This is a genomic window from Paraburkholderia caffeinitolerans, assembly GCF_902859945.1.
GTDB classification, from domain to species: Bacteria; Pseudomonadota; Gammaproteobacteria; order Burkholderiales; family Burkholderiaceae; genus Paraburkholderia; species Paraburkholderia caffeinitolerans.
Genome location: NZ_CADIKL010000030.1, coordinates 47541 through 64277 on the forward strand (window position 1 = coordinate 47541; position 16737 = coordinate 64277).

14 protein-coding genes are annotated in these 16737 nt (G+C 66.3%); 10 read left to right on the forward strand and 4 right to left on the reverse strand.

All coding sequences use genetic code 11. From position 1 onward, the window contains the following. Nucleotides 1–301: 301 nt before the first annotated feature. The 5 genes from HV773_RS25070 (at nt 302) to HV773_RS25090 (ending at nt 8079) form a co-directional block, all read left to right on the forward strand. Nucleotides 302–3484: an efflux RND transporter permease subunit gene (locus HV773_RS25070; protein WP_129560915.1), complete on the forward strand. Its 3183-nt coding sequence runs from the start codon at nt 302–304 to the stop codon at nt 3482–3484. Nucleotides 3485–3520: 36 nt separating this feature from the next. Then, nucleotides 3521–4711 (forward strand): efflux RND transporter periplasmic adaptor subunit, encoded by a 1191-nt coding sequence (locus HV773_RS25075; RefSeq protein WP_129560914.1) that lies wholly within the window; start codon nt 3521–3523, stop codon nt 4709–4711. 89 nt (nt 4712–4800) lie between these two features. Further along, the gene (locus tag HV773_RS25080) at nt 4801–6267 is read left to right on the forward strand and encodes an efflux transporter outer membrane subunit (RefSeq protein WP_129563243.1); all 1467 of its coding nucleotides are present in this window, start codon (nt 4801–4803) and stop codon (nt 6265–6267) included. A gap of 117 nt (nt 6268–6384) precedes the next feature. Further along, nucleotides 6385–7641 (forward strand): MFS transporter, encoded by a 1257-nt coding sequence (locus HV773_RS25085; protein WP_129560913.1) that lies wholly within the window; start codon nt 6385–6387, stop codon nt 7639–7641. A 252-nt stretch (nt 7642–7893) separates the two neighbouring features. Continuing rightward, complete coding sequence (locus tag HV773_RS25090) at nt 7894–8079, forward strand: hypothetical protein (protein WP_129560912.1); 186 nt, start codon at nt 7894–7896, stop codon at nt 8077–8079. A 78-nt stretch (nt 8080–8157) separates the two neighbouring features. Here HV773_RS25090 and HV773_RS25095 read toward each other — a convergent pair whose 3' ends face one another. Together HV773_RS25095 and mgrA are read right to left on the reverse strand one after the other, a co-directional pair. Further along, nucleotides 8158–9183 carry a fatty acid desaturase gene (locus HV773_RS25095; RefSeq protein ID WP_129560911.1) on the reverse strand — a complete coding sequence of 342 codons (1026 nt, stop codon included), beginning with the start codon at nt 9181–9183 and terminating at the stop codon, nt 8158–8160. Between the two features lie 166 nt (nt 9184–9349). After that, nucleotides 9350–10393 (reverse strand): L-glyceraldehyde 3-phosphate reductase, encoded by a 1044-nt coding sequence (mgrA, locus tag HV773_RS25100; protein ID WP_129560910.1) that lies wholly within the window; start codon nt 10391–10393, stop codon nt 9350–9352. A gap of 183 nt (nt 10394–10576) precedes the next feature. Between mgrA and HV773_RS25105 the strand changes: the two genes are divergently transcribed. After that, nucleotides 10577–10783 (forward strand): DUF3185 family protein, encoded by a 207-nt coding sequence (locus HV773_RS25105; protein WP_035523960.1) that lies wholly within the window; start codon nt 10577–10579, stop codon nt 10781–10783. A gap of 28 nt (nt 10784–10811) precedes the next feature. Here HV773_RS25105 and HV773_RS25110 read toward each other — a convergent pair whose 3' ends face one another. Next, a complete protein-coding gene (locus tag HV773_RS25110) occupies nt 10812–11576 on the reverse strand; it encodes a phytanoyl-CoA dioxygenase family protein (protein ID WP_129560909.1) in 765 nt (254 codons plus the stop codon). Nucleotides 11577–12125: 549 nt separating this feature from the next. Between HV773_RS25110 and HV773_RS25115 the strand changes: the two genes are divergently transcribed. Further along, nucleotides 12126–12485, forward strand: coding sequence for a hypothetical protein (locus HV773_RS25115; protein WP_129563242.1), 360 nt, complete (start codon nt 12126–12128; stop codon nt 12483–12485). A gap of 114 nt (nt 12486–12599) precedes the next feature. On the opposite strand, the gene metK is transcribed toward HV773_RS25115, so the two are convergent. Beyond that, a complete protein-coding gene (gene metK / locus HV773_RS25120) occupies nt 12600–13787 on the reverse strand; it encodes a methionine adenosyltransferase (protein ID WP_129560908.1) in 1188 nt (395 codons plus the stop codon). Between the two features lie 285 nt (nt 13788–14072). Between metK and HV773_RS25125 the strand changes: the two genes are divergently transcribed. The 3 genes from HV773_RS25125 (at nt 14073) to HV773_RS25135 (ending at nt 16719) form a co-directional block, all read left to right on the forward strand. After that, nucleotides 14073–14957 (forward strand): lipid A biosynthesis lauroyl acyltransferase, encoded by an 885-nt coding sequence (locus tag HV773_RS25125; protein WP_129560907.1) that lies wholly within the window; start codon nt 14073–14075, stop codon nt 14955–14957. Nucleotides 14958–15008: 51 nt separating this feature from the next. Then, nucleotides 15009–15887, forward strand: coding sequence for a diaminopimelate epimerase (gene dapF, locus HV773_RS25130; protein WP_129560906.1), 879 nt, complete (start codon nt 15009–15011; stop codon nt 15885–15887). A 139-nt stretch (nt 15888–16026) separates the two neighbouring features. Next, on the forward strand, nt 16027–16719 hold the full coding sequence (locus tag HV773_RS25135) for a DUF484 family protein (protein ID WP_129560905.1): 693 nt from the start codon (nt 16027–16029) through the stop codon (nt 16717–16719). Nucleotides 16720–16737 lie beyond the last annotated feature (18 nt).

A 16737-nucleotide genomic window follows, 5' to 3' on the forward strand; every position in this document is an offset into this window, starting at 1 on the left:
CTTACGAAATCCTGACTGTAACAGATGGTAAACACGGCCCGGTACGCTTGTGGGGGGCCGGCTGCAAAAGTACTCTGACTATTACGGGCAGGCGTTATAGTCCTGCCAAAAGGCTACACACGGAGACAAACGGCGCGTGCTGGATACACAGGCCGCCGCCAGCCCATTGCGCCGCAACGCGCCCCGCGCGTTCGCCCGCCGCCCGATCCGGTAACAGCATGACAACTGCGCGAGCACCGCGCGATAGCTGTGTGCTGATATCGGCCATAACACCGCCACCCGCGAAGGAAGCTGCCGTTTCATGTGGATCGTCAGGCTCGCACTCAAGCGCCCCTACACGTTCATCGTGTTGGCGCTGCTGCTCCTGATCGTCGGCCCGCTGACGATCCTGCGCACGCCCACGGATATCTTCCCGAACATCGACATTCCCGTGCTCTCGGTCATCTGGACCTACACGGGCCTGCCCGCCGACGAGATGTCCAAGCGCATCGCCATCAATTACGAGCGCGGGCTCTCGGTGGCCGTCAACGACATCGAGCACACCGAGTCCACCTCGCTTAACGGCGTGACGGTCGTGAAGATCTTCTTCCAGCCGCACGCCAACGTGGACGAGGCGCTGGCCGAAGTCACGTCGCTCTCGCAGGCGCAACTGCGCTCGCTGCCCCCCGGTATCACCCCGCCCTTCATCCTGCGCTACAACGCTTCGACGGTGCCGATCCTGCGCCTGTCGCTGTCCTCGCCGCTGCTCACCGAGCAGGAGTTGTTCGACTACGGCAACAACTTCCTCAAGACCCAGCTCGCCACGGTGCCGGGCGCCTCCGCACCGCTGCCCTATGGCGGCAAGCAGCGGCAGATCATGGTCGACATCGACCAGCGCGCGCTGCAGCAGCACAACCTCTCGCCGATGGACGTGGTGAACGCCATCAGCGCGCAGAATCTCATCCTGCCCTCGGGCACGGCGAAGATCGGCGCGGCCGAATATTCGGTGCTGATGAACGCGAGCCCCAGCACCATAGCAGGGCTGAACGACATCCCCGTGAAAACCACGGCGGCGGGCACGATTTATATTCGCGACGTCGCGCACGTGCGCGACGGCTTCGTGCCGCAGACCAACATCGTGCGCGTGAACGGCCAGCGCGCGTCGCTGCTCACCATCAACAAGAGCGGCAACACATCCACGCTCGAGATCGTCGACCGCATCAAGGCGATGATGCCGGTGCTGCACAATCTCGTGCCGCCCTCGTTCAACATCGACCCGGTCGCCGACCAGTCGCTGTTCGTGCGCGCCGCCGTGCAGGGCGTGCTGCGCGAGGCGCTCATCGCCGCCGCGCTCACCGCGCTCATGATCCTGCTGTTTCTCGGCAACTGGCGCGCGACGCTCATCATCGCCATTTCCATTCCGCTCTCGATGATCACTTCGATCATCGCGCTCGCGGCGCTCGGCGAGACCATCAACATCATGACGCTCGGCGGCCTCGCGCTCGCCGTCGGCATACTTGTTGACGACGCAACGGTCGCCATCGAGAACATCAGCCAGCAGCTCGAACAGGGCAAGACACTCGAACAGGCGATTCTCGACGGCGCGCACCAGATCGCGGTGCCCACGCTCGTCTCCACGCTCTCGATCTGCATCGTGTTCGTGCCGATGTTCCTGCTCACGGGCGTCGCGCATTATCTGTTCATCCCGCTCGCCGAAGCCGTGGTGTTCGCGATGCTGGCGTCGTACTTCTTCTCGCGCACGCTCGTGCCCACGCTCGCGAAGTATCTGCTGCGCTACCACCACAAGCCCGCCGACCTCCATCACATGCACGCGGGCACGCGCAATCCGTTCATGCGCATCCACCTCGCGTTCGAACGCGGTTTCGAGCACACGCGCGTGCGCTATCGCGCGTTTCTCGCGGCGCGCGTCGCGCATCCCGTGTGGTTCGTTACGGCGTTTCTCGCCTGCTGCGGCGTCTCGATGCTGTTGCTGCCTTTCCTCGGCCGCGACTTCTTTCCGCAAGTGGATGCGGGCACGATCGCGCTGCATCTGCGTGCCAAGACCGGCACGCGCGTGGAAGAAACCGCCGTCATCACCGACCGCATCGACAAACGTATCCGCCAGCTGATTCCCGCGCGCGAGCTGCATTCGATCATCGACAACATCGGCCTGCCGGTCTCGGGCATCAATCTCTCGTACAGCAACACCGGCACGATCGGCACCTCGGACGCCGACGTGCTGATCTCGCTCGCCGAAGACCACCACCCGACCGCGGACTACGTGCGCCTGTTGCGGCGCACGCTCAACGACGAATTCCCGGGCGTCCAGTTCGCCTTCCTGCCCGCCGACATCGTGAGCCAGACGCTGAACTTCGGCATGCCCGCGCCGATCGACGTGCAGATCATGGGCCGCGATGTGGACGCCAACCGCGCGTACGCCGCGCGCCTGCTCGCGAAGCTGCGCGGCGTGCCGGGTCTCGCCGACGCGCGCATCCAGCAGCCCGCCGACCTGCCGCGCATCTTCATCGACGTGGACCGCACGCGCGCGCAACAAGCGGGGTTCACGCAGAAAGACGTGGCGAGCGACCTGCTCATCACGCTCTCGGGCAGCCAGCAGACCACGCCCACGTTCTGGCTCAATCCCATGAACGGCGTGAGCTACAACGTCATCACCGAAGCGCCGCAATACACGATCGATTCGCTGCAGTCGCTCGCGAACATTCCGCTCACCGCGAACGGGCGCAGCAACATTCTCGGCTCGCTCGCGAGCATGCGGCGCGTGTCCGGCGACGCGGTCGTCACGCACTACAACGCGCAGACCACGATCGACATTTACGCGAGCGCGGATGGCCGCGATCTGGGCGCGGTCTCCGACGACGTCCAGAAAATCATCGCCGAGTCGCATGCCGATTTGCCCAAGAGCTCGACGGTCACCCTGCGCGGCCAGGTCGACACGATGAACAATTCGTTCTCCGGACTATTGGGCGGACTCGTGTTCGCCATCGTGCTCGTCTACCTGCTGATCGTCGTGAACTTCCAGTCGTGGCTCGATCCGCTCATCATCATTTCAGCGCTGCCCGGTGCGCTCGCGGGTATCGTCTGGATACTGTTCCTCACGCACACCACGGTCTCCATTCCCGCGCTCACGGGCGCCATCATGTGCATCGGCATCGCCACGGCGAACTCGATTCTCGTGATCAGCTTCGCGCGCGAGCAGTTGCGCGAGCACGGCGACGCCGCTCGCGCCGCCATCGAGGCGGGCTTCACGCGCTTTCGCCCGGTGCTGATGACGGCGCTCGCCATGGTGATCGGCATGGTGCCGATGGCCATCGGTCTCGGCGAAGGCGGCGAGCAGAACGCGCCACTCGGGCGCGCCGTGATCGGCGGGCTCGCGGTGGGCACGCTCGCGACGCTCATCTTCGTGCCCGTGGTGTTCTCGCTCGTGTACCGCAAGCTCGGCGAGCACCGCCAGCGCGCCATCGAAAACGTAGTGCCCAAATCATGACGACGATTCTCTTTTCTCCTTCGACGCGGAGCCGCCATGCAGCCGGGCCACGCTGACACGCCGCCGCAAGATCCACGCGATCCACGCGGCCCGCGCCGTGCGCGCCGCTGGCCGCTCGTGCTCGCGGCGCTCGTGGTGATCGCATTGGCCGCGCAGGGCATCTGGTCGCGTTTCAACGCGCACGCGGCGCTCGAGCGCGAAGCGCAGCGCGCGAGCACGCTGAGCGTGCAGGTGGTCACGCCGCAACGCTCCGCGCACGCGCTCGATCTCGTGCTGCCAGGCAACGTGCAGGCGTTTCTCGACACGCCCATCTACGCGCGCACCAATGGCTATCTGCGCAAGTGGTATGCGGATATCGGCGCGCATGTGAAGGCCGGCCAGTTGCTCGCCGAAATCGACGCGCCCGAAGTCGACGACCAGTTGCGCGCCGCGCGCGCCGATCTCGCGAATGCCGAGGCGAACTACGCGCTCGCGAAAACGACCGCCGATCGCTGGGCGCAAATGCTCCAGACCCGTTCGGTGGCGAAGCAGGACGCAGACGAAAAGCAAGCCGACATGCTCGCGAAAAAAGCGACGCTCGACGCGGCGCGCTACAACGTCTCGCGGCTCTCGCAGCTGCAGTCGTACGAGAAGGTGAACGCGCCGTTCGACGGCATCGTCACGGCGCGCAACACCGATGTGGGCGCGCTGATCGACGCGGGCAGCTCGGGCGGAACGCAAAAGGAGCTGTTCCATGTCGCGCAGGCCGACCGTCTGCGCGTCTACGCGAACGTGCCGCAGGCCTACGCGCAACAGATCCGGCCGGGCGAACACGCGTACCTCACGCTCAACGAGACGCAGGGCAAGCGCTACCCGGGCGTGGTCGCGCGCACGGCGGGCGCGGTCGATCCGCAGCAGCGCACGCTGCTTGTGGAAGTGGATGTCGACAATCCTGACGGCGAGCTGCTGCCCGGCGCCTATGCGCAGGTGCATTTCGCGCTCGATGGCAGCGCCACGCCGCTCACGCTGCCGGGCAACGCATTCCTGTTCCGGCCCGATGGCGTGAAGGTCGCGACGGTGGCCGAGAACGGGCGCGTGAAGCTCGTCAATGTCACGCTCGGCACCGACTTCGGCACGCGTGTGGCAGTGGCCGCCGGGCTCACCGGGAACGAGCGCGTGATCGTGAACCCGCAGGATTCGATCGTCGATGGGACGCCGGTGCGCATCGTCGGGAAGGCGGCGTCGTGAGATCGATCGGCTTGAAAGCGGCTGTGCGGCACGCTATCGGCACTCCAGCCCCGAACGCTTTCGCGCGGCGCGGCCCGCTGCGCCGCGCGATGCTCTGCGTTGCGCTGAGCGCCGCGCTCGCGGGCTGCAAAGTCGGCCCCGACTACGTGCGCCCGCAGATCGGCGTCGCCGCGACCTACAAGGAGCTCGAAGGCACCGGCTGGACGAACGCGCAACCGGCCGACACCGCGCCGCGCGGCGCGTGGTGGTCGATCTACGGCGACCCGCAACTGGATGCGCTCGAAGCGCAGGTCGAGCAGGCAAACCAGAACGTGCAGGCCGCGCAGGCGCACTTTCGCGCCGCGCGCGCGAACGTCGCCCAGCAGCGCTCGACCTTTTTCCCGACCGTCACTGCGGGCGTGGGCTATTCGCGCACGCGGACCTCGCAGAACATCGAGTTCAAGTCGACGGCGGGTCAAACGATCAACGACTACCTCGTCGGCCTCGACGCCACCTGGGAGCCCGATGTCTGGGGCCGCGTCGCGCGCGGCGTCGAAAGCGCGCAGGCCAACGCCCAGGCGAGCGCCGCCGACATGCAGGCGGTGCTGCTCTCGATGCAGGCCGAACTGGCGACCGACTACTTCGAGCTGCGCGGCCTGGACCGCGAGCGTCAGTTGCTCGAAGACACGATCGGCGCCTACCGCGAATCCCTCGCGCTCACGCAGCACCGCTACGACGGCGGCATCGCCACCGACGCCGACGTGGGCCAGGCGCAGACGCAATTGCAGACCACCGAGGCGCAGGCGATCGATCTGGGCGTGCAGCGCGCGCAGCTCGAACACGCGATTGCGATCCTCACGGGGCAATCGCCGTCCACCTTCGCGCTGCCCGTGCTGCCCGGCGCGCCGCTCACGGCGCAGGCGCTGGTCGCACCGCCCGGCGTGCCGTCGACGCTGCTGGAGCGCCGCCCCGACATCGCCGCCGCCGAGCGCCGCGTGGCCGCCGCGAATGCCCAAGTGGGCGTGGCCACGGCGGCGTTCTTCCCAAGCCTCATGCTCGCGGTCACGGGCGGCCTGGAGGCGACCAACTTCAGCCAGTGGCTGGTCGCGCCCGCGCGCTTCTGGTCGCTCGGCCCGACGCTCGCCGGCACGCTGCTCGACTTCGGCGGCCGTGCCGCGGTGCGCGACGCGGCGCGCGCGCAATACGACGAGAACGTCGCGCAATATCGTGAGACCGTGCTCGACGCGTTCGGCCAGGTCGAGGACAACCTCGCGGCCTTGCGCGTGCTCGAACAGGAGGCCGTCGCGCAGGACCGCGCGGTGGACGCCGCGAAGCGCACGCTCGCGATCATCGAGAACCGCTACAAGAGCGGCGCGATCACCTATCTCGACGTGGTGGCCGCACAAACCACGGCGCTCACCAACGAACGCCAGGCCGTGAGCATCGCGCGCCGGCGCCTCGCGGCGAGCGTCGCGCTCGTGAAGGCGCTGGGCGGCGGCTGGAGCACAGCGGCGCTGCCCACCAACGACGCACTCGTGCATCCGCACGAGTCCGCGAGCGGCGGCACACCGCCATAAAGCGGCGCGGCGGCGGGCCTGCAATTGGGCCTGCAATCGGGCAAGGCAGGGATCGTGCGGAAGGCGTATCGTTGCGCCTTTGCCCGCTTTTGCCAATTTGCACGAGGAGTTCGAGTCGTGACTGCATCACCGGGCGCCGGGCGCAACACCGCCGCGCCCAGCGCCGCATCATCCGCCATACCCTATATCGAGCGCGGCACGCCCGCTTTCTGGCGCGCTAGCCTCGCGCTGCTGTTCGCGGGCTATGCCACGTTTTCGCTGCTCTATTGCGTGCAGCCGCTGCTGCCCGCGTTCTCGCAGGCGTTCGGCGTGAGCCCGGCGCAAAGCAGCCTCGCGCTCTCGTTCACCACAGCCGCGCTCGCCTGCGCGATCTTCGTGGCGGGCTTCGTCTCCGAAGGCTGGAGCCGGCGCGGCATGATGACCGCCTCGCTCACGCTCTCCTCGCTGCTCACGCTCGCCGTCGCGTTCATGCCCCACTGGCACACGCTGCTCGTGCTGCGCACGCTCGAAGGCATCGCGCTCGGCGGCGTGCCCGCGGTCGCCATGGCCTGGCTCGCGGAAGAGATGCACCCCGACGGCCTCGGCCTCTCGATGGGCCTCTACGTGGGCGGCACAGCCATCGGCGGCATGGCGGGGCGTGTGATCACCGGCATCTGCACCGACCTGTTCGGCTGGCGCGTGGCCGTGGCCGTGATCGGCGTGCTCGGGCTCGCCTCGATGTTCGCGTTTCGCGCGCTGCTGCCGCCCTCGCGCCATTTCGCGCCGAGAAGCGGCCTCGGCTTCGCCCATCACCGTGCGGCGCTCATGCGCCATTTCGCGCGGCCGGGCCTGCCCGTGCTGTTCGCACTCGGCTTCGTGCTGATGGGCAGCTTCGTCACGCTCTACAACTACATCGGCTACCGGCTGATCGCACCGCCCTACAACATGAGCCAGGCCGCCATCGGCGCAATCTTCGTCGTCTATCTGACCGGTGTGGTGGCCTCGCCGTGGTCGGGCCGCATGGCCGACAAGTTCGGCCGCTCGCCCGTGCTGATCGCCGCAATCGTGCTGATGCTCGCGGGCGTCGTGCTCACGATGTTCACGTCGCTCGGCATGATCGTGGCGGGCATCTGCTGCCTCACCATCGGCTTCTTCGCGGGGCATGCGGTGGCCAGCGGCTGGGTCGGCCGCCTCGCGCGAGAGGCGAAGGGCCAGGCCGCGGCGCTCTACTTGCTCGCGTACTACCTCGGCTCGAGCATCATGGGGTCGATCGGCGGGCACTTCTGGGCCAGCCTGGGCTGGGGCGGCGTGGCGGGGCTCGTCGCAGCGCTGCTCGTGGCCGGACTGGCCGGGGCACGGAGGCTGCGCGCCCGGGAGCGTGCCGGCGCGGCCTGAGACTGGAGCCTGGCCGCGCATCTGGGTCTCTGCGCCATCAAACGAAAGCTGAACGTAATACTTCCGGGCCACCCATGTTCTGCGCGCCGCATCGCGCACACTACCGCAAAGCGCCGCCAGACGGGGCTGCGAGACGCAATGCATGCGCCGTGGCCACGCACGGGTTCCGCCTTCTTCGCTAGCCTCTCCTATACTCGATTGAGGCCCGCACAATGGCCGAGATGACCCACTTGCATGGGACAGGAGACGAGCATGGAAGGTTATTTCACGATCGGCGACTTCTTGATGATCATCCCGATGGCCCTCGCCGGTGCGCTCTTCCTCGGCGCGGTGCCCTGCGCAACCGAATTCAAGCACAACACACTGCGGGTAATCGGCGCGCTGATCGGTGCGATGTGCGCCGTTGTGCTGGTCGAAACGCTGCCCGCTCTGATGTAGCGCCACGACGCTGCGCCGCCACTCGCTATTCGCTATCCGTCTGCGTTCGCTGCCGGCCGCGCGTCTTTGCGACTGCCGTCAGCGCGCCCCGACACCCTGTTGCAATCCCCTGAACTGCCGCAGCGCCGCATGCCAATACGGTATGCGCGCGTGCATTGACGCGGCCTCTTCGGCGCGCCCGAGTGCGGGCAGCGCCACCCACGGCAGCGTCGGATGCAGATGATGCTGGCGATGCAGATGATGATTCATGAGCAGCACCCCCACCCCGCGCGGCACGCGAAAATCGCGCGCGCGGCCGGGCTCGTCGAGAGAAACGCCGTAATGCGGCAGGTTGTCGGCGAGCGAGAGCCATAGCCCGCGCAGATACATCGTCACCAGCAGCACCGGCCACGCTTTCCCATAGAGCGCGAAGGCGAGCCCATAAAGCGCGAGCGAGCCAAGCCCGTCACGACGCGCGCGGCGACGCCTCACAGGATCGGCAGCATGGTTGCCGAAGAGCCGCTGCACGATCTCCCCCTCGGCGCCGTGCGCGCCCACGCCGCGCGCAACCAGCGCCTGCGCCATGCGCGCCGGCACGAATGCGAGCAATGGCGTGCACAACTCGGCCACGTAAAGCCCGCCCAGCAACCTCGCGTACCATGCAACGCGGCGCAGCCAGCGCGGGCCGCGCGCATCGTCGACGTCGGGGCGATCGAACGCCTCGCGCGTGAAGCGGTGATGCATCAGGTGTCCGAAACGTACCGCGTCGAACGGAATCGCAAGGCCGATCGCAAGCACGCGTGCAACGGCTTCATTGGCGCGCCGCGAGGGGAGCAACTGCCCATGGATGCCCTCGTGAATCAAACCCCAGTGGATCGGCGTGGCGAGCACCACGAGCAGGACCGGCACGAGCGACAGCCAACGCGCGAGCGACGCTCCACCCGCTGCGCGCAGAAGCAGCGGCAACCCGATTAGCTGATACCCGAGCGCCAACCCGGCAACGGCAATGAGTGCGGCATTCGCTCCCACATGGGGCGTGCGCCGCAACGACTGCGCATCGAACCGCGCTGCGAATGGCGCTTCGGCATCGGCAGATACGGGACGAACGACGCTCGCGGACTCCATCGGCACTCCTTGGGGCCAAGACTGCCGCGACGTTAGCAGCGCCGCATGACAGGCCGAAGACGTCTCGAACGAGCGCTCACGCAACCCATCGACGAAAAAAAAACCGCCTCGCATGAAGCGAAGCGGTTCTTCAAAACGCTGCCGCTCCAAGAGCGGTCACGCGCCTTCAGATGTGCTGATCCGTCGACGGCCTCTCCCACAGATTCACGCCGCCCTCGGTCGCGTGACGATCGATCTCCGCAAGTTCTTCCGGCGAGAATTCGAGGTTCTTCAGCGCCGCAACGTTCTCGCGCACCTGCTCCGCACGGCTCGCGCCGATCAGCGCCGAGCTCACGCGGCCGCCGCGCAGCGTCCACGCGATCGCCATCTGCGCGAGGCTCTGGCCGCGGCGCTGCGCGAGTTCGTTGAGCTTGCGCACGTGATCGATGTTCTGCGCGCTCAAGTGCTCGCTCTTGAGCGAGCCGCCACCCGGCCGGTTCACTCGCGCATCTTCAGGCACGCCGTTCAGGTACTTGTTCGTGAGCAGACCCTGCGCGAGCGGCGTGAACGCAATGCTGCCCGTGCCGAGGCTCTCGAGCGTATCGAGCAGTTCGTGCTCGATCCAGCGGTTGAGCATGTTGTACGACGGCTGATGGATCAGCAGCGGCACCTTGTATTCGGCCAGCAGCTTCGCCATCTCGCGCGTCTTCGCGGCCGAGTACGACGAGATGCCCACGTAGAGCGCCTTGCCCTGCTGCACCGCCGTGGCGAGTGCGCCGGCCGTTTCCTCCAAAGGCGTCTCCACGTCGAAGCGGTGCGAATAGAAGATGTCGACGTAATCGAGGCCCATGCGCTTGAGGCTCTGGTCGAGGCTCGCGAGCACGTACTTGCGCGAGCCGCCGCCCTGGCCATAGGGGCCCGGCCACATATCCCAGCCGGCCTTCGACGAGATCAGCAGCTCGTCGCGATACGGGCGGAAATCGTCCCTGAAAATGCGGCCGAAATTGGTTTCGGCGCTGCCGTAGGGCGGGCCGTAATTGTTCGCGAGATCGAAGTGCGTGATGCCGAGATCGAAGGCCGTGCGCAGGATTTCGCGCTGCGTCGCAATCGGCGTGGTGTCGCCGAAGTTGTGCCACAGCCCGAGCGACAACGCCGGCAGCTTGAGTCCCGATTTGCCGCAAAAGCGGTATTGCATCTCCGAATAGCGTTCTGCAGCGGCTTCGTAGGCCATGGTTCGAATCCTCGACGAAATCAGGGAATGACAGGGTTCGGCAGTGAGTCCGGCAGGTGCGCGGGCTGTCATGGTAGCCAATCCGCACGCAGGCTGCAGATGCCCACCATGTGGGACTCGCGGATGGACGGCGCGGCGACGCTCGCCTACACTGCGGCGTTCGTCATACCCCGGGAGGTCTTCATGGTCAAAGCGATTTCATTCGCGCTGATCGCTTGCGGCGTCGTGCTGCTCTACTTTGGCGGCCAGTCGTTTCACTCGTTATCGAACGACGTCTCGCGCCTCGTCACCGGCGCGCCCACCGACCGCACGATGGTCCTGATCGCGGCCGGCGTGGCCGCGACCATCGCCGGGATCACCGGCCTCGCGGTTTCCGGACGCCGGCGCTAAGCGCGCGACAGCCCCGCACGCCTCGTGCTCACACCAGCTTCACCTCGGGCAGCGAGGCCGAGCGCGTGCCCGGCAGCGGCACATTGCTCGCGCCGTGGTAAGTGAACACGAGCGAGAACTTCACGTCGCTGCTCAGGTTCTGGCCCGCCGAGTGCAGCGTGTTGCAGTGGAAGAACACGACGTCGCCCGCCTTGAGCTTGGGCGACGTCGCGCGATCGATCCATGCCTGGTTCTCGGGCAAGTCGGCGCGGAAGAATTTCGAGGCGTCAAAGCGCTCCGAGGTGAACGGCTCCGTGTGCGAGCCGGGGACGAACCACAGCCCGCCGTTCTCGACCGTCTCGCTCCCGAGCGCGAGCCACACCGACACCAGATCGTCGCGCTCGAACGACCAGTAGCGCGAATCGCGATGCCAGCCCGTGAGGCTGCCGTACATAGGGTGCTTGGTCATCATGCAGTTGTGATGGGCGCGCGAGAGCACCGGCTCTTCGCCGAAATACAGCTCCATCCAGCCCGTGATCTCGGGCGAGGTCGCCCACTCGCGAAAACGCGCATGGCGCGCGTGCGCGTCAAGCAGGCGGCGCACTGTGTGGCCGCCGGGCGAGTCTTTCGACTCGGGCGCGCCGGGATAACGCAAATCGGCTTCGAATTCGAGCGGCGCGGCGGCCGCGTGCAATTGCTCCTGCGCCACGTGCTTGAGTTCGTCGCACCGCTCTGGCGAGACGAGCCCCGACACGACCACGAAACCGCGCTCGCGCAGCGCCTGCACCTGTTCCTTTTTGGATTGGACTGACATGGGACTTCCGTTGTTCGAGGCCTGCGAGGACCGCATCCATGAGAGGCTGCGGCAACGGCGGCGCTTGCTCATTCTGGTTCAACTTGTTCTGAGTTCGCGCGCGCCAATCGCTCGATTGTAAAACGTGCGCGTGCACGCGGAAGGGGTGTCCGCGCACAACCGTGATGCAAATGCACCGCGATGGCAACTCAACGACGACGACCTGACTCAAGCTTGAGCCAGGCGCGGGTATTAACCGACTTTCGGGCGTCACGATTCACGTGTAGTCTGCGCGCATGCAGTTTCCTCACCCAGAACATCGATCGCGGGCCGCAGCCGAAGCCCTGTCCACCAAGACCGCGCGATACCCGAACATGCGCCAGCAATGCGCGAAGCGTGAGCCCACAGTCCGCGCCGACGCGCTGCGTTCTGGTTCGCGCACTCCGTACGATCCATCCCGTGATTCCCGTTACCGTGACCATCGTGAAGATGGGCACGATTGCTGCTCGAATCGATGTGCCGCGCGAAGCCTCGCGCAAGGCGCACACTGAACCTGACACCACACACGCCATGCATACCCTTTTCAGCACCCGCCGCATGACCCATGCCGCCCTGAAAGCGGCACGCCCCGCCCGCCGTCACGTCGTGCGCGCCCTGCGCCATCACGCGGCGCGCACGCGCGCCCTCGCGCAGCACGTGCGCGACGCCCGCGCCGTGGACGGCATGCGCGCCTGGTTCCATTCGTTCTTCTCGGTGCTGCGCCTGCGCGCGGGCGCCCGCCACTTCTCGCTGCGCACACTGCTGTACCGTCCCAATGCGACGCTGCGCGCGCTCGCTGCGCCCGCCACCGTGCACACGGCGCGCAACGTCCGCCGCCCGCGCCGCATGGGCGCCAGCAGCACGGGCTGGTTCGGCTTCGCCATGCGCTGACAAAACCCCGCGCCAGATACAAAAAACCCCGCCGGGGCATACGCTCTGGCGGGGTTTTTCTTCATACGAGGCCAACGCAAGGCCGGCGAGTGCGCCAGCCTTCGTGTGGCGTGCTTACGCGAGCGCGCCGACCGGTTCCGTGCCGGCGGCTTCGGCCAGTACGAGCGCCTTGTCCGTGGCTTCCCACGAGAATTCCGGCTCTTCGCGGCCGAAGTGACCATATGCCGCGGTCTTTTCGTAGACCGGACGCAGCAGGTCGAGCATCTGGATGATGCCCTTCGGGCGCAGATCGAAGTGCTCGCGCACGAGCTTCGTAATGGTGGCGTCCGATACCTTGCCCGTGCCGAACGTGTTGACCATGACCGAGGTGGGCTCGGCCACGCCGATCGCGTACGAGACCTGGATCAGGCAGCGCGAAGCGAGACCGGCGGCCACGATGTTCTTGGCCACGTAGCGGCCCGCATAAGCAGCCGAACGGTCGACCTTCGACGGATCCTTGCCCGAGAACGCACCGCCGCCGTGCGGGGCCGCGCCGCCGTACGTATCGACGATGATCTTGCGGCCCGTGAGACCGCAATCGCCCTGCGGACCACCGATCACGAAGCGGCCGGTCGGGTTCACGAGGAACTTGATATCGCCCTTGATAAGCTCGCGCGGCAGAACCGGCTTGATAATCTCTTCGATCACGGCTTCGCGCAGCGTGGCGAGGTCGGTTTCGGGCGAGTGCTGCGTGGAGAGCACAACGGTGTCGATCGCATGCGGCTTGCCGTCCACATAGCGCACGGTGACCTGCGACTTCGCATCCGGGCGCAGCCAGGGCAGGCGGCCGTCGCGGCGCAGGTTCGACTGGCGCTCGACCAGGCGGTGCGAGAGGTGGATCGGCAGCGGCATCAGCTCGGGCGTTTCGTCGCACGCATAGCCGAACATCAGGCCCTGGTCGCCCGCGCCCTGGTCGAGGTTGTTGTCGTGCGCACGGTCCACGCCCTGGGCGATGTCCGGCGACTGCTTGTCGTAGGCGACGAGCACCGCGCAGCCGCGGTAGTCGATGCCGTAATCGGTGTTGTCGTAGCCGATGCGCTTGATCGTGTCGCGCGCCACCTGGATGTAGTCGACGTTGGCCGTGGTGGTGATTTCACCGGCGAGCACGACGAGACCCGTGTTGCACAGCGTTTCCGCTGCAACGCGCGAGTACTTGTCTTGCGTGAGGATGGCGTCGAGGATCGCGTCCGAGATCTGGTCGGCGACCTTGTCCGGATGGCCTTCCGAGACCGATTCGGAAGTGAAGAAATAGTCGTTTGCCACGTGTCAGGCTCCTTTTAGCTGGTGACGGTTATATTCACGTAGCCAACTTCGGGAGCTTTGAAGCGGCGACGCTTTAGCGGATTACCTGCCCGGTTGGCCCATGCACCGCGCGCCCGAACATCTGACGCTACTAATGGCCGCATGGCAAACCGGCTTCGCCCCGCAAGTTGTCTATTAACTCGGCGAAGACCTTATTATAGCGACTTCCCTAATTTGCCGCAGAGCCACACCGCGTGCTAACCAACGCAACGTTCAATTTATTCGCGCGTTCCATGGGGGCCATGCATGCTCGTTAAGCTCGGCTCCCGCTTTGCAGTGGGCTTGCTCAAGCTGTTCGCGATCCTGCCCTATGGTCTCATCGCCCGTTTCGGCGACGGCCTCGGCTGGCTGCTCTACCAGATTCCGAGTGGGCGCAAGCGTGTCGTCCACACCAACCTGCGCCTGTGCTTTCCCGAATGGAGCGACGCAAAACGCGAGGAAATCGCCGGTCTGCACTTTCGCCAGGCCATCCGCAGCTACATCGAGCGCAGCGTGCAGTGGTTCGGCACGGCGCAGAAGCTCGAAAAGCTCATCGAGCTCGACAGCGAAATCGACCTCACCGATCCCAACCTCCCGCCCACGCTGTTTCTTGGGATGCACTTCGTCGGCATCGAAGCCGGCTCGATGTTCCTCAATTACTCGCTGCATCGCCCGTGCGGCTCGCTCTACCAGCCGTTTTCGAACCCCGAATTCGAAGCCGCCGCGAAGGCGGGCCGCAGCCGCTTCGGCGCCGAGATGGAAAGCCGCGCGGACGCCGCGCGCATCGTGCTGCGCTGGCTGCGCGACAAAAAACCCGTGATGCTCGGCGCGGACATGGACTACGGCATGCGCAACTCGACCTTCGTGCCGTTCTTCGGCGTGCCTGCGTGCACGCTGACGGCCGTGGGCCGCCTCGCCAAGGTGGGCCGCGCGCAGGTTGTGCCGTTCATCGGCGAGGTGCTGCCCAATTACAAGGGTTATCGGCTCAAGGTCTTCAAACCTTGGGACAACTACCCCACCGGCGACGACGCACAGGACGCGCGCCGCATGAACGCCTTCCTCGAAGAGCAGATTCCGCGCATTCCCGAGCAGTACTACTGGGTCCACAAGCGCTTCAAGACGCGCCCTCCCGGCGAGCCGAACGTGTATTGACGCCGGCGGCCAGCGCGCGGCATTCGCCCGCACGTCGCTTACAATGGCGGGATGAAACTCAAGTTCACCAAGATGCACGGCGCCGGCAACGACTTCGTCGTGCTCGACGGCTATAGCCAGCCCATCGCGCTCACGCCCGAGCGCGTGCGTGCGCTCGCCAACCGCCACTTCGGCGTGGGTGCCGACCAGTTGCTGCTGGTCGAAAAGCCCACTATCGAAGGCGTCGACTTCCGATATCGCATCTTCAATTGCGATGGCGGCGAGGTCGAGCACTGCGGCAACGGTGCGCGCTGCTTCGTGAAATTCGTGCGCGACCGCAAGCTCACCGAAGCCAACCGCGTGCGCGTGCAAGTGCAGAAAGGCGTGATCACGCTCGTCATGCAGGACAACGGCGAGGTCGTGGTCGACATGGGCAGCCCGGTATTCGAACCGTCGGACGTGCCGTTCAACGCAAACGGCCTCGAAGGCCGCCGCGAAGGCAACGACACGCTCTGGCCGCTCGAAGTGAACGGCCAGACGCGCTGGATCTCGGCGGTGTCGATGGGCAATCCGCACGCGGTGCAGGTGGTCGACGACGCCGAAGCGTTCGCCGTGCTCGCCGACGGCCCCGTGATCGAGGCGCACCCACGCTTTCCGAATAAGGTGAACGCGGGCTTCATGCAGATCGTCTCGCGCCACGAAGTGCGGCTGCGCGTCTACGAGCGCGGCGCAGGCGAAACGCTCGCGTGCGGCACGGGCGCGTGCGCGGCGGTGGCGGCCGGCATTCGCCGCGGCCTGCTCGATTCGCCCGTGAAAGTGCATACGCACGGCGGCGCGCTCACGATCGCCTGGGACGGCGCGCGCGACGAATCCGCCCCATTGACGATGGCGGGCCCGGCCGCAACCGTCTTCGAAGGCGAGATCGAACTCGCCGACGCGCTGTCGAACTGACCGTTTGCTCTTCGTCGCAGATTCGTTGCCGGGGTTGCCGCTAGCGCTGTAATTCCGGCGCTAGCGGCAACCCCGGCAACACCCGAGTCACACAGGCGCGCCCACCGCGCGCCGCCTCTTCATCGAACGCGCTACCAACATGAACGATCGCGAAGTCGCCGACTACCTGCTCGCCAATCCCGATTTCTTCGTTGAGCACGCCGAACTGCTGGCAACCATCAAGCTCGGCAATCCTCACGGCAAGGCGGCCGTGTCCCTGCAAGAGCGCCAGATGGAGATGCTGCGCGAGAAGAACAAGCATCTGGAGCTGCGCCTTTCCGAATTGCTGCGCTACGGCCACGAAAACGACACCATCGCCGGAAAACTGGTGCATTGGGCGGGCCACGTGCTCGCCGAGCGCGACCCGCATGCGTTGCCGCGCCTGATCGCGGAGCAGTTGCGTCAAGAATTCGACGTGCCGCAAGCGGCGCTGCGCCTGTGGGATGTGGCCGACGCCTATGCACAAGCGAGCTTCGCGAAGCATACGAGCGAAGAAGTCCGCCTCTTCGCCAGCAGCCTCGAAGTGCCGTACTGCGGCGCGAACACGGGCTTCGAAGCAGCGCAATGGCTCGATGGCGGCGAAGGTGCGGAAAACGCGCCGCAGTCGGTGGCGATCATCGCGCTGCGCCGGCGCATGTCCACAGAAGAGCGCGATCCGAGCGGTGAAGCGTTCGGCCTGTTCGTGCTGGGCTCGCCCGATCCGCGCCGCTTCCACGACGGCATGGCCACCGATTTCCTGCGCAAGGTCGGCACGCTCGCGAGCGCCGGGCTCACGCGGCTGCTGCCGCATTGACGCCGTCAATCCCGCGCA